The sequence below is a fragment of the Herbidospora sakaeratensis genome, from assembly GCF_001570525.1.
Classification (GTDB): Bacteria; Actinomycetota; Actinomycetes; order Streptosporangiales; family Streptosporangiaceae; genus Herbidospora; species Herbidospora sakaeratensis.
In genome coordinates, this window is record NZ_BBXC01000019.1 from 1 (window position 1) to 17,427 (window position 17,427).

The window sequence follows — 17,427 nt, forward strand, 5'->3', positions numbered from 1 at the left end:
GAGCTCAACGAGCAGCTCACCTGGGGAGAGCTCTACCGCTTCGTAGAACTGGCGAAGCGCGAAGGCCGACGTCTGAATGAGCAGGTCCGCACCGAGCCAACCGAGAACGGGACCGGCGTAAGCGCGTTCTTCCTCTATCTGGATGACGAAGCACAGGCCGCCGCGACCTTGCTCCCCAAGACGGAACCGGTCCTGAAAAGAGCCAATCCCGCCTAACGGGGCAAGCCGCAGCGGGGAGCCGAGGTCGATCAATCAGCGCACCGTCAGGATGAGGTGGCGGCACGCTCGGCGGCGCTGCGCTCGACGCAGAACTCGTTGCCCTCGATGTCGGCGAGAGTGACCCACCCGGAGCCGTCGGGGCGGCGGTGGTCGCCGACCAGAGTGGCACCAAGGGAGAGCAGGCGCTCGACCTCCTCGTCGCGACCGCGGTCGGTGGGCTGGACGTCGAAGTGGATCCGGTTCTTGACCGTCTTACCGTCGGGCACGGCGACGAACAGAAGAGTGACGCCCTCCGCCTCGACCAGGGCCTCAGGGTCGCCAGGGTGATCATCGTCACCGAGCTTGGCTTCGAGCACCTCCGCCCAGAACGTCCCGAGCCGATAGGTGTCCGCACAGTCGATGGTCACATGACGCACACGAGAAGCCATGGGCAACAGTATGACAAATGACGCATATCAGGTCAGACAGCCACGTCCTAGGGGAACCGGGGATCAGTGCGCATGATGCCAGGGCCGCTGCCTGGCGGAATCGTCGAAATATGGCCGCACTGCTCGAACCAGATGCCAGAGGGGTCGAAATACGCGATTCCACGACGAGCATCACTGATCGCCCGGCGACGGGTCCAGGGTGCAGACCACTGCCTGACCTGGCTTCTCGCACGATCGAAGCCCGTCAGCCGGCCGACGTCGCACGCGCCGGTGTAGCGCCGCAGGAACGGACCTGTGGTCCCGAAGATGGTCACTCCTTCGCCAGCGCGAACGGTCAGCACACGTCACAGTGTCAGTCGACTGTCTGGTTTCAGATCGGCGGTGGATCAGTGGCGAGGTGGCGTGCCGATCGGCAGAAGGGGTCGGCCGCGCGCCCAAGCCGGTGCGCGTCGTCCATACGGCATCAACGCTCGGGGCAACCTGCCCCCATGCAAGCTGGAAGGTCGCGACCAGCCAACCACACATGTTCGTTTCCGAACGCGAGCCTGACCACGAGCCTGGTTGTGGCGTGAACGTGCAGATCTTGAGGGCCAGGCGCACCTGGCGAAGTCCCGGGTGGGTGTTTCGCAGGGCTCACGGGGTGATGCATTCGACTGAGCTCGTACCGAGCGGGCATCGGCCCGGCGGCATGCCCTCTTAGGAGCGGGGGGCCAGGTCCTGAAGGCCGACGACCCGCAGTAGTTCGAGCCGCTGATACGTCTCGGTGCCCGGCCGCGCCGAGTGCACGACGAGTTGCTGGCTGTGGCCGTCGCTGACCAGCACCTCGCAGTCGAGGTCGAGGACGCCGACCACGGGGTGCAGGAAACGCTTCGGCGACGGGCGGCGCACCACGACGTCATGCGACTCCCAGAGTTGCTCGAACTCGTTGGACGCGGCGCGGAGTTCGGCCACGAGGGATGCGGGGCCTGGGTCGTGGGGGCGTGCCGCAGTGACTGCACGCAGGCTCGCCACGTGCGCGCGGGCATGCTCCTCGTGGTTCTCGTGTGGGGCCAGGTCCCGTGCGCCCGGCACCGTGAACCAGCGGCGGATCATATTCGACCCCACGTGGTCGCCGGTCACGGCCACTGACATGGTGTTCTGTGCCAGCATCTGGCCCCAGTCGCTCAGTACCGACGCCGGGATATCGTGCAGCCGGTCAAGGATCAGCAGCAGCCCCGGGCGGACGTGGTCTGAAGAGCCGACGGGGCGGGGCGGCTCCTGGCCCGCTAGGTGGAACAGGTGGTCGCGCTCCGCGTCCGTGAGCCGCAGGGCGCGGGCGAGAGCGGTGAGCATCTGCCGCGACGGGTGAGAGCCGCGGCGCTGTTCCAGCCGCGTGTAGTAGTCCGTAGACATCCCGGTGAGCTGCGCCACCTCCTCGCGGCGCAAGCCCGGAGTGCGGCGCCGTGGACCCGTGTTCAGGCCCACGTCGGAGGGGGCCAGGCGGATGCGGGCGCGGCGCAGGAAGTCGGCGAGCTCGGTACGGTCCACTGTTCGAGGATGCCCTGCTCACGGGCTTGTATCCAGGGTGTGCCGGTCCCTGGATGACCGCGTCTCTCCCGCCGTTCCCCGTCCTTCCGCACGCTTCAAGGGTGGCTACGACGACGAGGAGGCGGCCATGCTGACTTTGGTGACAGGAGCGACCGGCCAGGTCGGGCGGCGGTTCGTGCCGCGGCTGTTGCAGAACGCGGCGCCCGGCGACGAGGTACGGGTCCTGGTGCGGGACGCGGCGCGCGGCGAGCGGTTCGCGGAACTCGGCGCCCAGGTGCTGGTGGGCGATCTGCGGGACGCGGAGGTGCTTGGCAAAGCCACGGCCGGCGTGGACGCGGTGGTGAACGTCGCCGCCGCGTTCCGCGGGGTGCCGGATGAGGAGGCACGGGCGGTCAACCGGGACGCCGCCATCGAACTCGGCCGGGCCGCGGTGGCTTCGGGCGTGCGGCGGTTCGTGCAGGTCAGCACCGGTCTCGTGTACGGCGCGGGGCGCGGCAGGGCGCTGGTCGAGAGCGACGAGACGGTTCCGGGCGATCACCTGTGGGGCGCCTACCCCGAGTCGAAGTGGGAGGCCGAGCGTGCGCTCAGGGCGACGGACGGCCTCGACGACCTCCGCATCGCACGCTTGCCGTTCGTCTACGGCGACGGCGACCCGCACCTGGCCGACGCCATGAAATGGGCGCCGAACTGGCCCGCCATGCAACGCCTGCACATGGGCCACCACCTGGACGTGGCACAGGGCCTGCGGCGACTGCTGTACGCGCCCGGGGCACACGGCGTCTACAACATCGCCGACGACGCCCCGGTCACCATGGTCGACCTCTTCCAGTTCCACGGGCTACCGGTGCCACAGGACGCCTACGACAGGGACACCCCGGATCCGTGGCACAGCGTGATGTCGACGACTCGCATCCGCCACGAACTGGGCTACCGCCCGCTGATCCCGTCGGTATGGACGGCGCGGGACGCGGGAGTGCTGTAACCCCAGACCGGGCGGCGGCCGAGGGTGCGCGCTGCAGCACGCAACGAGAAGCCCAGGCAGATGATTCGTTTCTGACCTGGGCTTTTACCTGGGTGGAGCCTATGGGTCCTGATCTTGGCCGACTCGCTTCGGTGTCGCCTCTCAGGGGTCGTACAAATTTCTGTCGGACTCGAATGCCAGGATCTCCATGGTTCGTCCCTGGAGAGAACAGGATTCCCATGAGCGGCTACGACTGGCTCGATGACGACGCGTTCTGCGCGATCTTCGTTCGCGGCCTCACCCCGCACGAAGCGCTGACCCGCCTTGGCATCGACGTGTTCGACGGCGATGACGAAGAAGGCGAGATCGACGAAGGCCTCATCTGTGCCCGATCGGCCGAGGGCGGGACCATCCTGAACGAGTGGAACGGCTTCGCCGGCACGCTGGACGAGGTGATGCGGCCCTTGTCGGCCGGAACGGCCACGGCGAGTGTCTTCGTCAACGTGAACAGAGTTGCGTCCTTCGACCATTACCTGGACGGCCGCAGGATTCTGTCCTTCGATCCGCTGTACCCCGGCGACGAGGATGGCATCTCGGAGGACTACCTGGCCGACCGGGTCGAGCTCGGGCTGGTTGGCGACAAGTCGGAGGGCGGGCTCGCCGCCGCGCTGCAGCTGGCCGAGCGCATCACCGAGGTGCGGCCGAACGCTTCAAGTGACATCGTGGCCGCCCACGGCGTCATCGAGTACTGAGCAGCAGTGCTCGCAAGCACGGGCTTCGAGAATGAGACGTGGGTAAGCCCGTTACGTGAGCGATCTTGAGAACGGCATCCGGCGCCACTGGGAGGCGTCCGAACGCGGCGACATCGTGGCCGAGCACGCCATCTACGCCGAGGACGCAATCTTGGAGTATCCGCAGTCAGGCGAACGGTTCGAGGGGCGGGCACGCATCCAGGCCCAGCGCGGCGGGCATCCGGCCGAAAGGCACTTCACGGTACGCCGCATCCAGGGCTGCGGCGATCTGTGGGTGAGCGAGTGCCTCATAACCTATGACGGCAAGCCGACCCACTCGGTCAGCATCATGGAGTTCACCGACGGGCTGATCACCCGCGAGACCCAGTATTTCGCCGACCCCTTCCCGGCGCCCCCCAGTCGGTAGCGGTCACCGTTGGACGAGCAGGACCCCACCCGAGGGGACCGCGACCCCATCCGCGAGGGCACCGGCCTGATCGACGGCGTCTGGAACCGCCGCGAGGTCGGCCCCTACCGGTTGCGGGCGGCGACCTCGCCGCGGCAGACCGACTGGCCGCAGATCGCGGCGCCCTACCTGTGGCTCGAACGGCTCAACCCGACCCCGCCCGTACGGCCGGGACCCGCTGATCCGGCACCGCGAACGGGCGGTCCGCGCCCACCTGCTCCAGCTGACCCGCGACGCGGTGGCCGGAGTCGGTCGGGTGGCCGGCCAGGCGAAGCCGTAACGGAAAATGGGCTTTGGCGAGCGAAGCGAGGGCCCTACCAGGGAGCGCGAGGGCCGGAGCGCGACCGCGCTGCCGCAGCCGCCTCGGCTGTGGCACCCCTGTCGATCGTCGTATGCATGGGCACGGCCGTGGCCAGCGGTCCCGGCGACATCGCGCCGACGGGCGGAAGCGTCGCCTACCTCGTCTCGCTGGCCGCGGGTTGCCTCGCCGGGGCGTGGGCGCTCATCACGTCAGCCCGTCCTTCGGCGGTGCGCTGGCTGCTGTACGGAGTGCTCGGTTAATACGCCGCGATCGGCGTGACGCTCGCGGTGACCTGGACCGGGGCCGTGCTCCGCCCCACAGGCCCACTGATCTCCGGTCTCGCCGTGGCCGCTGTCACCGCCGTCATCGGGGTCGCCTGGTGGCGGGCGTCCTCCGCGCTGACGAGGTTCGCCGTACCGGTCGTTCCCCAGCCCGCCGAGCCACCGGCGCCCCTGCGGCCAGGCACGGAGTCGCCACCCGGCCTCGAAGTGCTCAGCCCGCGTGAGCGCGAGGTTCTCTCCCTCGTCGCCACGGGCGCCCGCGATGCGGCGATCGCCGAGCACCTGCACCTTTCGCAGCGCACCGTCGAGACACACCTGCGGCGCATCTTCACCAAACTCGGGCTCGAAAGCGCCGACGGCCGCAATCGGCGATTGCTCGCCGCCCGCGCCTGGCTGGAGGCCGTGGGCACCGACGCACAACACGCTGACGATCGAACGGGCCCAGGCGGTCCTGCCGAAGGGCCGGGCCTAGCCGCGGAACGTGTGCCGGTAGGCCGTGGGGGACACGCCGATCACGGTGGTCAGGTGCTTGCGCATGGACGCGCCGGTCCCGAAACCGGCCTGCTCGGCGACGCGGTCGACGGGGAGGTCGGTGGTCTCGAGCAGGTGGCGTGCGCGTTCGACGCGCTGCTGGATCAGCCACCTGCCGGGAGTCATCCCGACCTCGTCGCGGAAGCGCCGGGTGAAGGTGCGGACACTCATCCGCGCCCGTCCGGCCATCTCGGTGAGCGGGATGGGCCGATGGAGTCGTTCCAGCGCCCAGACGCGGGTCTCGGAGGTGGTGGCCGCCGACGGTTCGGGCACCGGACGTTCGATGAACTGCGCCTGGCCGCCGTCCCGCCACGGGGGCACGACGCAGAGCCGGGCGACCCGGTTGGCCACCTCACTGCCGTGGTCGCGACGCACGAGATAGAGGCACAGGTCGACGCCGGACGCGACTCCGGCCGCGGTGAGCACCTCACCGTCGTCGACGAACAGCACGTCGGCGTTGACCTTGACGCTGGGGAACATCCGCTGAAAGTGCTCCGCTTCGGTCCAGTGGGTCGTCGCCGACCGCCCATCGAGCAGGCCGGCGGCGGCCAGGACGTAAGAAGCGGTGCAGATCGACACTATGCGGGTGCCCGGCCGGAGACGGTCGAATATCCCGGCGACCTCGTCGGAGAGCCGCGCTCTGTCGTCGAGGGGGCCGCAGGAGAACGGGGGGACGACGAGCGTGTCCGCCGTCGCGAGGATCTCGCTGCCGTTCTCGACCGTGACGCTGAAATCGGCGGCGGTCCTGACAGGTCCCCCATCGACGCTGCAGGTGAGCACTTCGTACAGCGGCTCCTCATCGGGGCCGACGGCAGTGCCGAAGATCCTCACCGGAATGCTGAGCTCGAAGGGATAGACCCCGTCGAGCGCCAGGACGACGACGCGATGCATGGCCAGATCCTTGCAAACATTGGCAGTCGGGCCAATCGCCGGGGTGCCCCGGCCTTGGCAGCCTGAGGGACATGAGAATGCGCGCGATCGGCCAGGACTCCCTCGGCGGCCCGGAAGTGTTGAAGATCGTCGAGGTGGGCCGGCCGGAGCCAGGCCCCGGCGAGGTGCTCGTCCGAGTACACGCCACGTCGGTCAACCCGACCGATTTCTGGCACCGGGTGACCGGAGGGCTGGCGGGAGGGCCGATCCGGCTCGGGTGGGACGTCTCCGGCGTGATCGAGGAGGTCGGGTTGGGCGTGACCCTGTTCGAGCCCGGGGAGGAGGTGTTCGGCATGCCGTTGCAGCCACGGCCCGCCGGCACCTACGCGGAATACGTGGTCACCCCCGCACGGCACCTGGTCCGCAAGCCGGCTTCGTTGTCCCACGTCCAGGCCGCCGCGTTGCCGTTGGTCGCGCTCACCGGATGGCAGGCGCTGGTCGACACCGCCCGCGTCCGCCCCGGCCACCGTGTACTGGTCCATGCCGCGGCGGGCGGGGTCGGCCATGTCACGGTGCAGATCGCCAAGGCGCTCGGCGCCTACGTCATCGGCACCGCCAGCGGCCCCAAGCACGATTTCGTACGGGGCCTCGGCGCCGACGAGGTCATCGACCACACACGCACCGACTTCGCCTCGGCGGCCGGTGACGTCGACATCGTGGTCGACACCATCGGCGGCGAATACGGCCCACGCTCTCTCTGGACCCTGCGCGAGGGAGGCATGGTCGTCTCGCTCGCGTCTCCGGCCGAGACCGGGCTGGCGGTCCACGCACGCGCCCTCGGCTTCCGCTCCACCTTCATGATCGTCGAGGCCGACCACGCGGGCATGCGGGAGATCGCCGCTCTGGTGGACTCCGGTCGGCTGACGCCCGAGATCCAGACGGTCCTCCCGCTGGAGCAGGCTGCCAGGGCCCACGAGATCGGCGAAACCGGCCGGACGACCGGCAAGATCGTCCTCACGGTCGCCGACTGACCCCGCCGCCCTGGCCAGGGAGATCGATCGGCAGAAGCGCATCGCCGAACAAGCTGGCGAGGAGCAGCCGTCGTGATGCTGCTGCGGCAGGCCATTGACCGTTTCCGGCGCCCCAAGGGCAACCACCACACGGGCTCGTCCCGGACGGCCCGCCGGGACCGGCGCATCGACTCCTACTCCAGGCACCACTTCGCCGACGAACTCAACGGTGAACATTCCGACTAACTGGTGATTTGGCTGACCTGGCAATGCCAGTTCTGCGCGATGGCTCAATGGCCGATCGACAAGCCCCCGTGGTCACCGCCGCCACTCCAAAGGCCCTTTCGCCCTCACTCCCGAACCGGCGTCCTGTCGCCTCATTGACCGCACAGCTGATGATCAGGCAGCCAGGGGAGTCGGGTGACTGGCTGGGCGAAGCCGTACAGAAAAGGAGCTTTGACGAGCGAAGCGAGCGCTTCCCGAGCGAAGCGAGGCCTTGCCAGGGAGCGCGAGGGGGCGGAGCCCTATCGCAGGGAGCGCAGCGACCCGGAGCGACAGCGACGCCGGACGCGAAGCGGCCAGGGGGAGCGCGAGGGGGCGAAGCCCTCTCGTATCGGGGGGTTCGGGGGGTCGTCCCCCCGTATAAACGAACGAAACGGCCCGTGAAAGCCGCCCCGAAGGGGCGTCGACCACGAGCCGTGAAGAGAGTGGAGCCTAGGAGATTCGAACTCCTGACATCCTGCTTGCAAAGCAGGCGCTCTGCCAGCTGAGCTAAGGCCCCGATTGCGCCCGCGGCGAGCAGACGTCGCTACACGGTAGCAAGGATCTCGATGTGCCCGCCACTCACCGGACGGCGGCCACGTCGCTCCCCATCACGACGGCCGGAAAATCGGCAATCGACTCCAGTATGTGGGTGGCCCCGCCGGCGGTCAGCCGATCGCGGCTGTGCACCCCTGTCAGCACTCCGGCCACCACGGAGGCGCCCGCGCGGCGGGCGGAGAGCATGTCGCTCTCGGTGTCGCCGGCGACGGCGACCTCGCGGACGTCCTCGATTCCCAGCTTCATGACCGCGGTGAGGATCATGTCGGGGTAGGGCCGCCCACGGCCGCAGTCTTCGGGCGAGAGGGCGAGGTCGACCCGGTCGTACCAGCCGAGGGAGCCCAGGATGCGTCCCATGGTTCCTCGGGAGAAGCCGGTCACCAGGGCGATCTTGATGCCGGCGCCGCGCAGCTTCTCGAGTGCTTCGACCGTTCCGGGGAGCGGCGTTACGCCGGCACGCTCAAGCGATCCCTCGTACGAGCGCTCGAAGGTCAGGTTGGCGGCCTGGGCCTGCGCTTCGTTGTCGGGGAAGATCCCCCGGAATACGTCGATCTTGGGGCATCCCCGGGACCGGTGCACATGCACCATCGCACGTGCGTATGCACTGGTCCCGGGAACGATTCCCTGCGTCGCGATCGACTCGGCGAACGCCCGTTCGACCAGGGCGATGTCGCCGATCGTGGTGCCCGCCAGGTCGAGGCAGGCCAGCTTGATCACGAAGATCAGTTCTCGCTGCCGGTCGCCTCGGTCCAGAGGTCGAGCTCGGCCCGATCGGCCTGGACCTTGCGCCAGAAGAGCAGACCAACGACGGCAACGATGGCAAGAAGCAGCAGCTTCTTCATAGTGATGACCCCATTTCCCGGGTGAGACAAACGCCCGGTTCCGCCCCCGGGCCGCGCGCCGAATACAACACTTTATCCCCCCGATGATTTCAGCCGCGAAAGCCGTACCGAGGAGGGCTCTGCTATCAGCGAAAGAGACGAGACCCCAGGTGAGCCACGAGCTTAGCCCCGCACCAACCCCTGCGTCAGCCGCACTCCGGTCCCTCCGGAGGCCCCACGAATCCCGCCGATACCGGCTCCCACACTCCCACAGTCGCCCACGCGATCGGCACCGAACCGGCCCATCCGGGACATCCGGCTTGACGCCCGAGACCGATTCCAGGACTCGAAACGAACAGGCCGAGACCCGTGTCCAGGACCTCAGTCCATCATCGCGTCATGGAAGGCGGCCCGTAGTTCCTCGCAGCCGATACCTGTACAGGACCTCCGCACTGCTCTGCGGCTCCCCCTCCGCATAGCATCACGCAGTCGCGGAGCACCCCTGTATCAGTCTGCGATACGAACCTCAGCCCTCACGTCCTCATCCTGTAACCAACTGCGCAGACTCAGGCAATACACCAGGCTCAACGAGATTCGTGCTGCCGCGACTACGACGCGCCGCTCATCTGCAACGTGCGCCTCCAGCTTCGGGTGCGCCTCCAGCTTCGGGTGCGCCTCCTTCGGCTACAGCGCTCTTGCACCCCTCGTCTCTCAAAGGCTGCGCCTCTCAACTTGAGGGTGCTCCGCGCCGCTTCAGACGTTACGTCTCCCAGCCTTCGGTGATTGAGGAAACCCGAGGCACCAACCAGAGACACCGCCCGGCGGCACCCCGGTCACCACCTTCAGCCCCGGAATAACGCCAGACATGTTCGCCGACTTCACGGCATCAGCCCCGCGACAACCCCACCGTCAACCGCACCGTAGTCCCCTCAGGCGCCGTGCTCACCACGATCGTCGTCAGCCGGTGCATCAGCCAGAGCCCCCGCCCGCCCGTAGCAGTCCGGGACGGCCCTTCGCCGATCCCCGGCCCCCCGTCCGACACCTCGCACAACACCCGCTCGCCCTCGCGCCACAACCGCAGCTCCCGGGGCGACTGCGCGTAGCGCAGCGCGTTGGTCACCGCCTCGTGGACGGCGAGGACGAAGTCGTCGAGGCCCAGCCCCGACAGGCCCACCGCCCCGGCGCAGTCGTGCACGCGCCGCCGGATCTCGGGCACGGTCATCTGGTCGAGGTCGAGCGACAGCAGGAGGTCGTTCGCCACCGGCACCGCCTCCTGGGGTTTTCGACTACCGCCCAGCCTAGGCCAGTTGACGCCCGATCTCCGCGAGCATCTCCTCCTGATCGTTGACCAGCCGGCGGGCGAGGTCGGCGGTCGGGAAGTGGTCGCCGACCGCGAGCACGATCCGGCCGATCGTCATGCCGGCTTCCAGGTGCCGGGACATCAGGCCGTACCAGGCGTTGTCGAAGGCCTGGCCGGTGAGGCCCTGCAGTTTGGCGAACTCCGCGTCGGTCACGTTGCCGGGGCCGATGGGGCGGGCGCCGCCGGGGGGTTCGGCGACTTCCCAGGTGGAGAGCCAGTTCGCCATCATCTGCAGGTCGGCCGGGCCCTGGGCCCTGATCTCGGCCGAGGCCGCCTTGACCCAGTCGCTGTACGCCCGTCCCTTGGCCATCTCGGCCAGCTGCAGCGTCTGCCGGTGGTGGGGAATCATCTCCAGGGAGAACCGCACGTCTGGATCCGCCGGATCCGTACCGGAACACGCGACGACCAGCATCAGTACGAGGCTGGTCGCCAATAGCCGAATCGCGCTCATCAGCCGGAGGTACGTGTGATGACCCGGTCAGGTTCAGGTTCTACGGTGGAAAGGCCAAAACCAGGGCCAGGAAGATGGAGCGGGTGTGGACACGATCAAGCGTGAACGGGAACTCGATCTCCGTCAGCTGCTCGCCGGTCTGACGGCGGTCCGCGACGGCGACTTCGGCACCCGGCTCCCCACCGACGACGGCGACGGCCTGCTGAAGGAGATCGCGACCGTCTTCAACGGCATGGTCGACCAGCTCTCCCTGTTCACCAGCGAGGTCACCCGCGTCGCGCGTGAGGTCGGCACCGAGGGCCAGCTGGGCGGGCAGGCCGACGTGCCGGGCGTCTCAGGCACCTGGAAAGACCTGACCGACTCGGTGAACGCCATGGCCGGCAACCTGACCGACCAGGTGCGCGACATCGCCCAGGTGGCGACGGCGGTGGCGAAGGGCGACCTGAGCCGCAAGATCACCGTGGACGTCCGGGGCGAGATCCTGGAGCTGAAGAACACCCTCAACACGATGGTGGACCAACTTTCCAGCTTCGCCGACGAGGTCACCCGAGTGGCCCGAGAGGTCGGCACCGACGGTCGGCTCGGCGGCCAAGCCGACGTGAAGGGCGTCTCGGGCACCTGGCGCGACCTGACCGACTCGGTGAACTTCATGGCCGGCAACCTGACCGACCAGGTGCGGTCGATCGCGCAGGTCACCACGGCCGTGGCGAAGGGCGACCTGTCGCAGAAGATCACCGTCGACGCCCGGGGCGAGATCCTGGAGCTCAAGAACACCATCAACACGATGGTCGACCAGCTCAGTTCGTTCGCCGACGAGGTGACGAGGGTCGCCCGCGAGGTCGGCACCGATGGACGCCTCGGCGGCCAGGCCGACGTGAAGGGCGTCTCCGGCACCTGGCGCGACCTCACCGACTCGGTCAACTACATGGCCGGCAACCTCACCGACCAGGTCCGCAACATCTCCCAGGTGGCCACGGCGGTGGCCCGGGGCGATCTGTCCCAGAAGATCACCGTCTCCGCGCGCGGCGAGATCCTCGAACTCAAGAACACCCTGAACACGATGGTCGACCAGTTGTCCAGCTTCGCCGACGAGGTGACGAGGGTCGCGAGAGAGGTCGGCACCGAAGGGCGCCTCGGCGGCCAGGCCGACGTGAAGGGCGTCTCGGGCACCTGGAAGGCCCTCACCGAGTCGGTCAACGTCATGGCCGACAACCTCACCGCGCAGGTGCGCTCCATCGCCGAGGTCACCACGGCGGTCGCCAAGGGCGACCTGACCCAGAAGATCCGCGTCGACGCCCGCGGCGAGATCATGGAGCTGAAGGAGACCATCAACACGATGGTCGACCAGCTCAGCGCCTTCGCCGACGAGGTCACCCGCGTCGCCCGCGAGGTCGGCACCGAGGGCAACCTGGGCGGCCAGGCCACCGTGCGGGGCGTGTCGGGCACCTGGAAGGACCTGACCGACAACGTCAACGTGATGGCGTCCAACCTGACCAGCCAGGTGCGGTCGATCGCCCAGGTCGCCACGGCGGTCGCCCGGGGCGACCTCAGCCAGAAGATCACCATCGAGGCGCGGGGCGAGGTCGAGGCGCTGGCCGCGACCCTGAACCGGATGGTCGACACGCTGAGCGCCTTCGCCGACGAGGTCACCCGCGTCGCCCGCGAGGTCGGCACCGAGGGCCAGCTGGGCGGCCAGGCCCGGGTGCCCAACGTGGCCGGCACCTGGAAAGACCTCACCGACAACGTCAACTCGATGGCCAACAACCTGACCAACCAGGTGCGGAACATCGCCCAGGTCACCACGGCCGTGGCGCAGGGCGACCTGACCAGGAAGATCGACGTCGACGCCCGCGGCGAGATCCTGGAGCTGAAGACCACCATCAACACGATGGTCGACCAGCTCTCCAGCTTCGCCGCCGAGGTCACCCGCGTCGCCCGCGAGGTCGGTTCGGAAGGCCGGCTCGGCGGCCAGGCCGAGGTCGAGGGCGTCTCCGGCACGTGGAAGCGCCTCACCGAGAACGTCAACGAGCTGGCCGGGAACCTTACGCGCCAGGTGCGCGCCATCGCCGAGGTGACCAGCGCCGTGACCTCGGGCGACCTGACCAGATCGATCACCGTGGACGCCTCCGGCGAGGTCGCCGAGTTGAAGGACAACATCAACTCGATGGTGAAGTCGCTGCGCGAGACGACGCTCGCCAACAAGCAGCAAGACTGGCTGAAGACCAACCTGGCCGGCATCTCGGGCCTGACCCAGGGCCACCGCGACCTCGCGGTGGTGGCCGAGCTCGTCATGAACGAACTGGCCCCGCTAGTCAACGCCCAGTACGGCACCTTCCTCCTGGTCGAGGAGACCGGCACCCTCCAGGTGGTCGGCAGCTACGGCCACAGCGACCATGACCGCCGCTTCGAGTTCGGCGAGTCGCTCGTCGGCCAGGCCGCCGTCGCGAAGCAGCCGATCCTCGTCGAGGACATCGCCCCCGGCTACCTGACGATCTCCTCCAGCCTCGGCGCGGCCGGCCCGGTCAACCTGATCGTGTTGCCGATCGTGGTCGAAGACCAGGTCCTGGGCGTGATCGAGCTGGCCAGCCTCAACCGCTTCACCGCGATCCACCGCACCTTCCTGAGCCAGCTGGTCGAGACGATCGGCGTGAACGTCAACACGATCGTCGCCAACGCGAGAACCGACACCCTGCTGGTCGAGTCGCAGCGTCTGGCCACCGAGCTCCAGGTCCGGCAGGAGGAGCTCCAGCGCTCCAACGCCGAGCTGGAGGAGAAGGCCGAGCTGCTGGCCCAGCAGAACCGCGACATCGAGACGAAGAACAGCGAGATCGAGCAGGCCCGCCAGGAGCTCGAAGACCGCGCCCAGCAGCTCGCGCTGGCGTCCAAGTACAAGAGCGAGTTCCTCGCCAACATGAGCCACGAGCTGCGTACACCCCTGAACTCGCTGCTCATCCTGGCCCAGCTGCTCGCGCAGAACCCGGCCCGCAACCTGACCGCCAAGCAGGTCGAGTACGCCAACGTCATCCACTCGGCCGGCACCGACCTGCTCCAGCTGATCAACGACATCCTCGACCTGTCGAAGATCGAGGCCGGGAAGATGAACATCACGCTGGAGGCCATGCCGCTGCGGCAGCTGCTCGACTACGTCGAGGCGACCTTCCGGCCGCTGACCACCGAGAAGGGGCTGCGCTTCGACGTGGTCGTGGCGTCCGACGTGCCGGCGCAGCTGCTCATGGACGAGCAGCGGCTCCGCCAGGTGCTCAGGAACCTGCTGTCGAACGCCATCAAGTTCACCGAGCGCGGTTCGGTCGAGCTGCGGATCGAGCGTTCGCCCAACGACATGCTGGCCTTCCACGTCGTCGACACCGGCATCGGCATCGCCGAGGGCAACCTGTCGCAGATCTTCGACGCCTTCCAGCAGGCCGACGGCACCACGAGCCGCCGCTACGGCGGCACCGGACTGGGCCTGTCGATCAGCCGCGAGATCGCGGCGCTGCTCGACGGCGAGATCAGGGCGGTCAGCAAGCTCGGCGAAGGGTCGACGTTCAGCCTGTTCATCCCGCTGGCGGAGGCGATGACGGTGAGCCAGCCGCCGCGCCTCGACCCGCCGCGCCGGATCGTGCGCATCCCGCTGACCCGCGAGGGCCGCCACCTGCTGGTGGTCGAGTCGCGCCCGAACGGCCTGCTGGCCCAGCTGGCCGAGTCGGTGGTCGCCGACCTCGGCGAGTCGCACGGCCCGGTCTGGGTGTCGACGGCCAACGATCCCGATTCGGCGATGACCGCGCTGATGCAGGGCGGCTACCAGTGCATCGTGCTCGACCTGGGCATGCCGCAGGACGCCGCCGCCGAGTTCCTGCGCCGCCTCGACGAGCACCACGCCCTGCGGGAGCTCCCGATCCTGGCCCACCACACCCGGACTCTCACCCGCCCGCAGGAGAACCTGCTCCAGGGCCGGTCGAACACCCAGCCGCTGGAGCGCCTGCCCAGCCTCGACGAACTGCGCGAACGCATCACTTTGCACCTGACCGCGCAGGATCCGGGCGCGGTGCTGCCGCTCGTGGAGGCGAGTCCCGACGAACGTCCACAGGCTGTGGAAAACGTCGACACCGGCCTGGTCGGCCGCAAGGTTCTGGTGGTGGACGACGACGTCCGCAACGTCTTCGCGCTGACCAACATCCTGGAACTGCACGGAATGCAGGTGTTGTACGCCGAGAACGGCCGCAAGGGCATCGAGGTGCTGGCCCGCCACGAGGACGTCGACCTCGTCCTGATGGACATCATGATGCCCGAGATGGACGGCTACGCCGCCACGGCCGCCATCCGCAAGATGCCGCGCTTCGCGCACCTGCCGATCATCGCGGTCACCGCCAAGGCCATGCACGGCGACCGTGAGAAGACCCTGTCGGCGGGCGCCAGCGACTACGTCACCAAGCCCGTCGACGCCGAAGAACTGATCACCCGCATGCAGCAGTGGCTGGAGTTCTAGGGAAGGGTCAGCCGGAACAGCGCGCCGCGCGGGCTGTCCTCGATCGTCAGCGTGCCGCCGTGGGCGACGACGATCTCCCGCGCGATGGCGAGCCCGAGCCCGGCCCCGCCGGCGTCGCGGTCGCGCGCCTCGTCGAGCCGGGTGAACCGGTGGAAGACGGTCTCCCGGTGTTCCTCGGCGATGCCCGGCCCGTCGTCGAGCACCTCCAGCACCGGGCCGGGCGCGACGCGTACCGAAACGCTCGACGAACGGTGCCGCACGGCGTTGGCGATCAGGTTCGTGATCACCCGGGTGAGCTGCGCGGGGGAGCCCTGCACCACCACGCCGGGCGCGATGTCCAGATCGATCGGTACGGGGCACCGCAGCGCCTCCTCCGTCGCGAGTTGCCCCAGATCGACCTCCTGGAGACGCAGCGGCTCCCCGGCGTCGAGCCGCGCCAGCACCAGCAGGTCGGCGGCGAGCGACTGGAGCCGGGTGACGTCGGTCAGCGACTCCTTGGCCAGCGCGGGGGCGTCGCGTTCGCCGAGCTCCAGCCGGGTGCGCAGGGTGGCGATCGGGCTGCGCAGCTCGTGGGCGGCGTCGGCCACGAACCGTTTGTGCAGGCCGACGGCGCTTTCGAGGCGGTCGAGGGTGCCGTTGACGGTGGTGGCCAGGGCGGCGATCTCGTCGCGGGCGTGCGGTTCGGGCACCCGCTGGTGCAGGTCGCGGGCGGTGATGTCGGCCAGTTTCGCGCGGATCGCCGACACCGGCGCGAGCGCCCGGCCGACCGAGAACCAGGTCAGCGCGGCCACCATCGCGAGCAGCACCGGGATGCCGACGACGAGCACCCAGGTCAGCGTCTGCAGCGCCAGCTGGGTGGGCGCCAGCGAGGCGCGGACCGAGACGGCCGTGGTCGCGTCGAGGGCTCGGGTGGCGGTGACGTAGCCGTCTCCGGCGGCCACGGTCCCCACGGGCAGGGCCGCATCGAGCTGCCCGACGATCACGTTCGGATCGGTGATCGAGATCGAGCCGCCGACCGCCCGCGCCTCAGCGGCGTCGACGGGCCGCCATCCGGTGACGCCGGCGGCGACCAACTCCCCCGGCTGGGTGATCACGACCGTGCCGGCGGAGGTGGCCGTGAGCCCGGCGACCTGGCCGGCCGCCGAGTCGGCCCTGACCCCATGGATCGGGCCGAGCGGCTGAGCGGGCGCAGGCGACGTGACCTGGCGGAGCGGCTGAGCAGGCGCAGGCGACGTGACCGGGATGAACGGCTCGGCCGGGGCGGCGATCAGCGTGGCGACCTGGTCGGCGCGGCGGCCCGCCTCGTCGGCGGCGCCGGTGACCAGGCTGGTGCGCAACACCCCGACCAGCACCGCGGCGGCGATCCCCAGGGCGGCGGCCACGATGACGGTGACCGTCACGGTGGCGCGCAGGCGTACCGACCAGCCGCTCATGACTCGAGCCGGTAACCGGCGCCCCGGACGGTGACCAGAGACGTCCGGCCGAAGGGCGCGTCGATCTTGCGGCGCAGGGCGCTGATGTAGACCTCGATGATGCTCGGGTCGCCGTCGTACGCGAAATCCCACGCCTGGGCCAGCAGGTCGGCCTTGGAGACGACCTCCCCCGGACGTCTGGCCAGCGCGTGCAGCACGGCGAACTCCTTGGGCGTGAGGGCGATGCCGACCTCGCCCCGGCGGCAGCGCAACCCGGCCGGGTCGACGACCAGGTCGCCCACGGTCAGCGCGACCGGCCGGGCCGACTTCCCGCGCCGGACCAGCGCCCGGAGCCGGGCCAGCAGGACCACATAGGAGAACGGTTTCGACAGGAAGTCGTCGGCGCCGGTGTCGAGGGCCTCGGCCTCGTCGTATTCGCCGTCCTTGGCGGTGAGGATCATGATCGGGGTCCAGTTGCCGTCGTCGCGCAGGCGGCGGCAGACGGCGTAGCCGTTGAGCCGGGGGAGCATCACGTCGAGCACGATCGCGTCGTAGTCGTGCTCCCCCGCCAGCCAGAGCCCTTCGGCGCCGTCGTGCGCGACGTCGACCGCGAACCCCTCGTCGGCCAGCCCCGACTTCACCAGGTCGGCCAGACGCCGTTCGTCCTCCACCAGCAACACGCGCATCCGGCCAGCCTGGCAAAGGGCACCTAAAGCCAACCTGAAGAAGCGCCCTTCAGCCTGGCTTCAGGTA

General features: G+C 69.1%; 17 protein-coding genes, 1 tRNA gene and 1 pseudogene. 9 read left to right on the forward strand and 10 right to left on the reverse strand.

Going from position 1 to position 17,427, the window contains the following annotated elements:
- Positions 1–216: hypothetical protein (locus tag AW271_RS40920; RefSeq protein WP_169806409.1), on the forward strand; the 216-nt coding region annotated here is incomplete at its 5' end.
- Between the two features lie 47 nt (positions 217–263).
- Here AW271_RS40920 and AW271_RS29360 read toward each other — a convergent pair.
- Positions 264–647, reverse strand: a complete 384-nt coding sequence (locus AW271_RS29360) for a VOC family protein (RefSeq protein ID WP_062340856.1) — start codon at positions 645–647, stop codon at positions 264–266.
- A gap of 696 nt (positions 648–1,343) precedes the next feature.
- Complete coding sequence (locus tag AW271_RS29365) at positions 1,344–2,174, reverse strand: helix-turn-helix transcriptional regulator (RefSeq protein WP_062340857.1); 831 nt, start codon at positions 2,172–2,174, stop codon at positions 1,344–1,346.
- Positions 2,175–2,301: 127 nt separating this feature from the next.
- Here AW271_RS29365 and AW271_RS29370 point away from each other — a divergent pair, with 127 nt between their 5' ends.
- The 5 genes and pseudogenes from AW271_RS29370 to AW271_RS42975 form a co-directional block, all read left to right on the forward strand.
- Positions 2,302–3,156, forward strand: a complete 855-nt coding sequence (locus AW271_RS29370; RefSeq protein ID WP_062340858.1) for an NAD-dependent epimerase/dehydratase family protein — start codon at positions 2,302–2,304, stop codon at positions 3,154–3,156.
- Positions 3,157–3,374: 218 nt separating this feature from the next.
- Entirely contained in the window at positions 3,375–3,887 is a 513-nt protein-coding gene (locus AW271_RS29375; RefSeq protein WP_062340859.1) for a DUF6461 domain-containing protein, read from the forward strand.
- Positions 3,888–3,942: 55 nt separating this feature from the next.
- Positions 3,943–4,293, forward strand: a complete 351-nt coding sequence (locus AW271_RS29380) for a nuclear transport factor 2 family protein (protein ID WP_062340860.1) — start codon at positions 3,943–3,945, stop codon at positions 4,291–4,293.
- 408 nt (positions 4,294–4,701) lie between these two features.
- Entirely contained in the window at positions 4,702–4,893 is a 192-nt protein-coding gene (locus AW271_RS40205; protein WP_218008211.1) for a hypothetical protein, read from the forward strand.
- A 228-nt stretch (positions 4,894–5,121) separates the two neighbouring features.
- A pseudogene (locus AW271_RS42975) lies at positions 5,122–5,253 on the forward strand (response regulator transcription factor); the annotation flags it as partial.
- A 129-nt stretch (positions 5,254–5,382) separates the two neighbouring features.
- Here AW271_RS42975 and AW271_RS29390 read toward each other — a convergent pair.
- Positions 5,383–6,336, reverse strand: a complete 954-nt coding sequence (locus tag AW271_RS29390; RefSeq protein ID WP_062340862.1) for a GlxA family transcriptional regulator — start codon at positions 6,334–6,336, stop codon at positions 5,383–5,385.
- 77 nt (positions 6,337–6,413) lie between these two features.
- On the opposite strand from AW271_RS29390, the gene AW271_RS29395 reads away from it, so the two are divergent.
- Positions 6,414–7,346 carry an NADP-dependent oxidoreductase gene (locus AW271_RS29395; protein ID WP_062340863.1) on the forward strand — a complete coding sequence of 311 codons (933 nt, stop codon included), beginning with the start codon at positions 6,414–6,416 and terminating at the stop codon, positions 7,344–7,346.
- Positions 7,347–7,418: 72 nt separating this feature from the next.
- Positions 7,419–7,571, forward strand: coding sequence for a hypothetical protein (locus tag AW271_RS40210; RefSeq protein ID WP_157554740.1), 153 nt, complete (start codon positions 7,419–7,421; stop codon positions 7,569–7,571).
- A 462-nt stretch (positions 7,572–8,033) separates the two neighbouring features.
- On the opposite strand, the gene AW271_RS29400 is transcribed toward AW271_RS40210, so the two are convergent.
- The 5 genes from AW271_RS29400 to AW271_RS29415 form a co-directional block, all read right to left on the reverse strand.
- A tRNA-Ala gene (locus tag AW271_RS29400) sits at positions 8,034–8,106 on the reverse strand.
- Between the two features lie 62 nt (positions 8,107–8,168).
- Positions 8,169–8,861: an HAD-IA family hydrolase gene (locus AW271_RS29405; protein WP_083977427.1), complete on the reverse strand. Its 693-nt coding sequence runs from the start codon at positions 8,859–8,861 to the stop codon at positions 8,169–8,171.
- A 5-nt stretch (positions 8,862–8,866) separates the two neighbouring features.
- Positions 8,867–8,986 (reverse strand): DLW-39 family protein, encoded by a 120-nt coding sequence (locus AW271_RS41675; protein ID WP_212735470.1) that lies wholly within the window; start codon positions 8,984–8,986, stop codon positions 8,867–8,869.
- A gap of 865 nt (positions 8,987–9,851) precedes the next feature.
- A complete protein-coding gene (locus AW271_RS29410) occupies positions 9,852–10,226 on the reverse strand; it encodes an ATP-binding protein (protein ID WP_062340865.1) in 375 nt (124 codons plus the stop codon).
- Between the two features lie 37 nt (positions 10,227–10,263).
- Complete coding sequence (locus tag AW271_RS29415) at positions 10,264–10,737, reverse strand: DUF305 domain-containing protein (protein WP_169806410.1); 474 nt, start codon at positions 10,735–10,737, stop codon at positions 10,264–10,266.
- A 133-nt stretch (positions 10,738–10,870) separates the two neighbouring features.
- Here AW271_RS29415 and AW271_RS29420 point away from each other — a divergent pair, with 133 nt between their 5' ends.
- On the forward strand, positions 10,871–15,262 hold the full coding sequence (locus AW271_RS29420) for a HAMP domain-containing protein (RefSeq protein WP_062341030.1): 4,392 nt from the start codon (positions 10,871–10,873) through the stop codon (positions 15,260–15,262).
- Here AW271_RS29420 and AW271_RS29425 read toward each other — a convergent pair.
- Positions 15,259–16,695 (reverse strand): sensor histidine kinase, encoded by a 1,437-nt coding sequence (locus tag AW271_RS29425; RefSeq protein ID WP_062340867.1) that lies wholly within the window; start codon positions 16,693–16,695, stop codon positions 15,259–15,261. The genes AW271_RS29420 and AW271_RS29425 overlap by 4 nt on opposite strands.
- Complete coding sequence (locus AW271_RS29430; RefSeq protein WP_062340868.1) at positions 16,692–17,360, reverse strand: response regulator transcription factor; 669 nt, start codon at positions 17,358–17,360, stop codon at positions 16,692–16,694. The genes AW271_RS29425 and AW271_RS29430 overlap by 4 nt, the downstream gene beginning before the upstream one ends.
- Between the last annotated feature and the right edge of the window lie 67 nt (positions 17,361–17,427).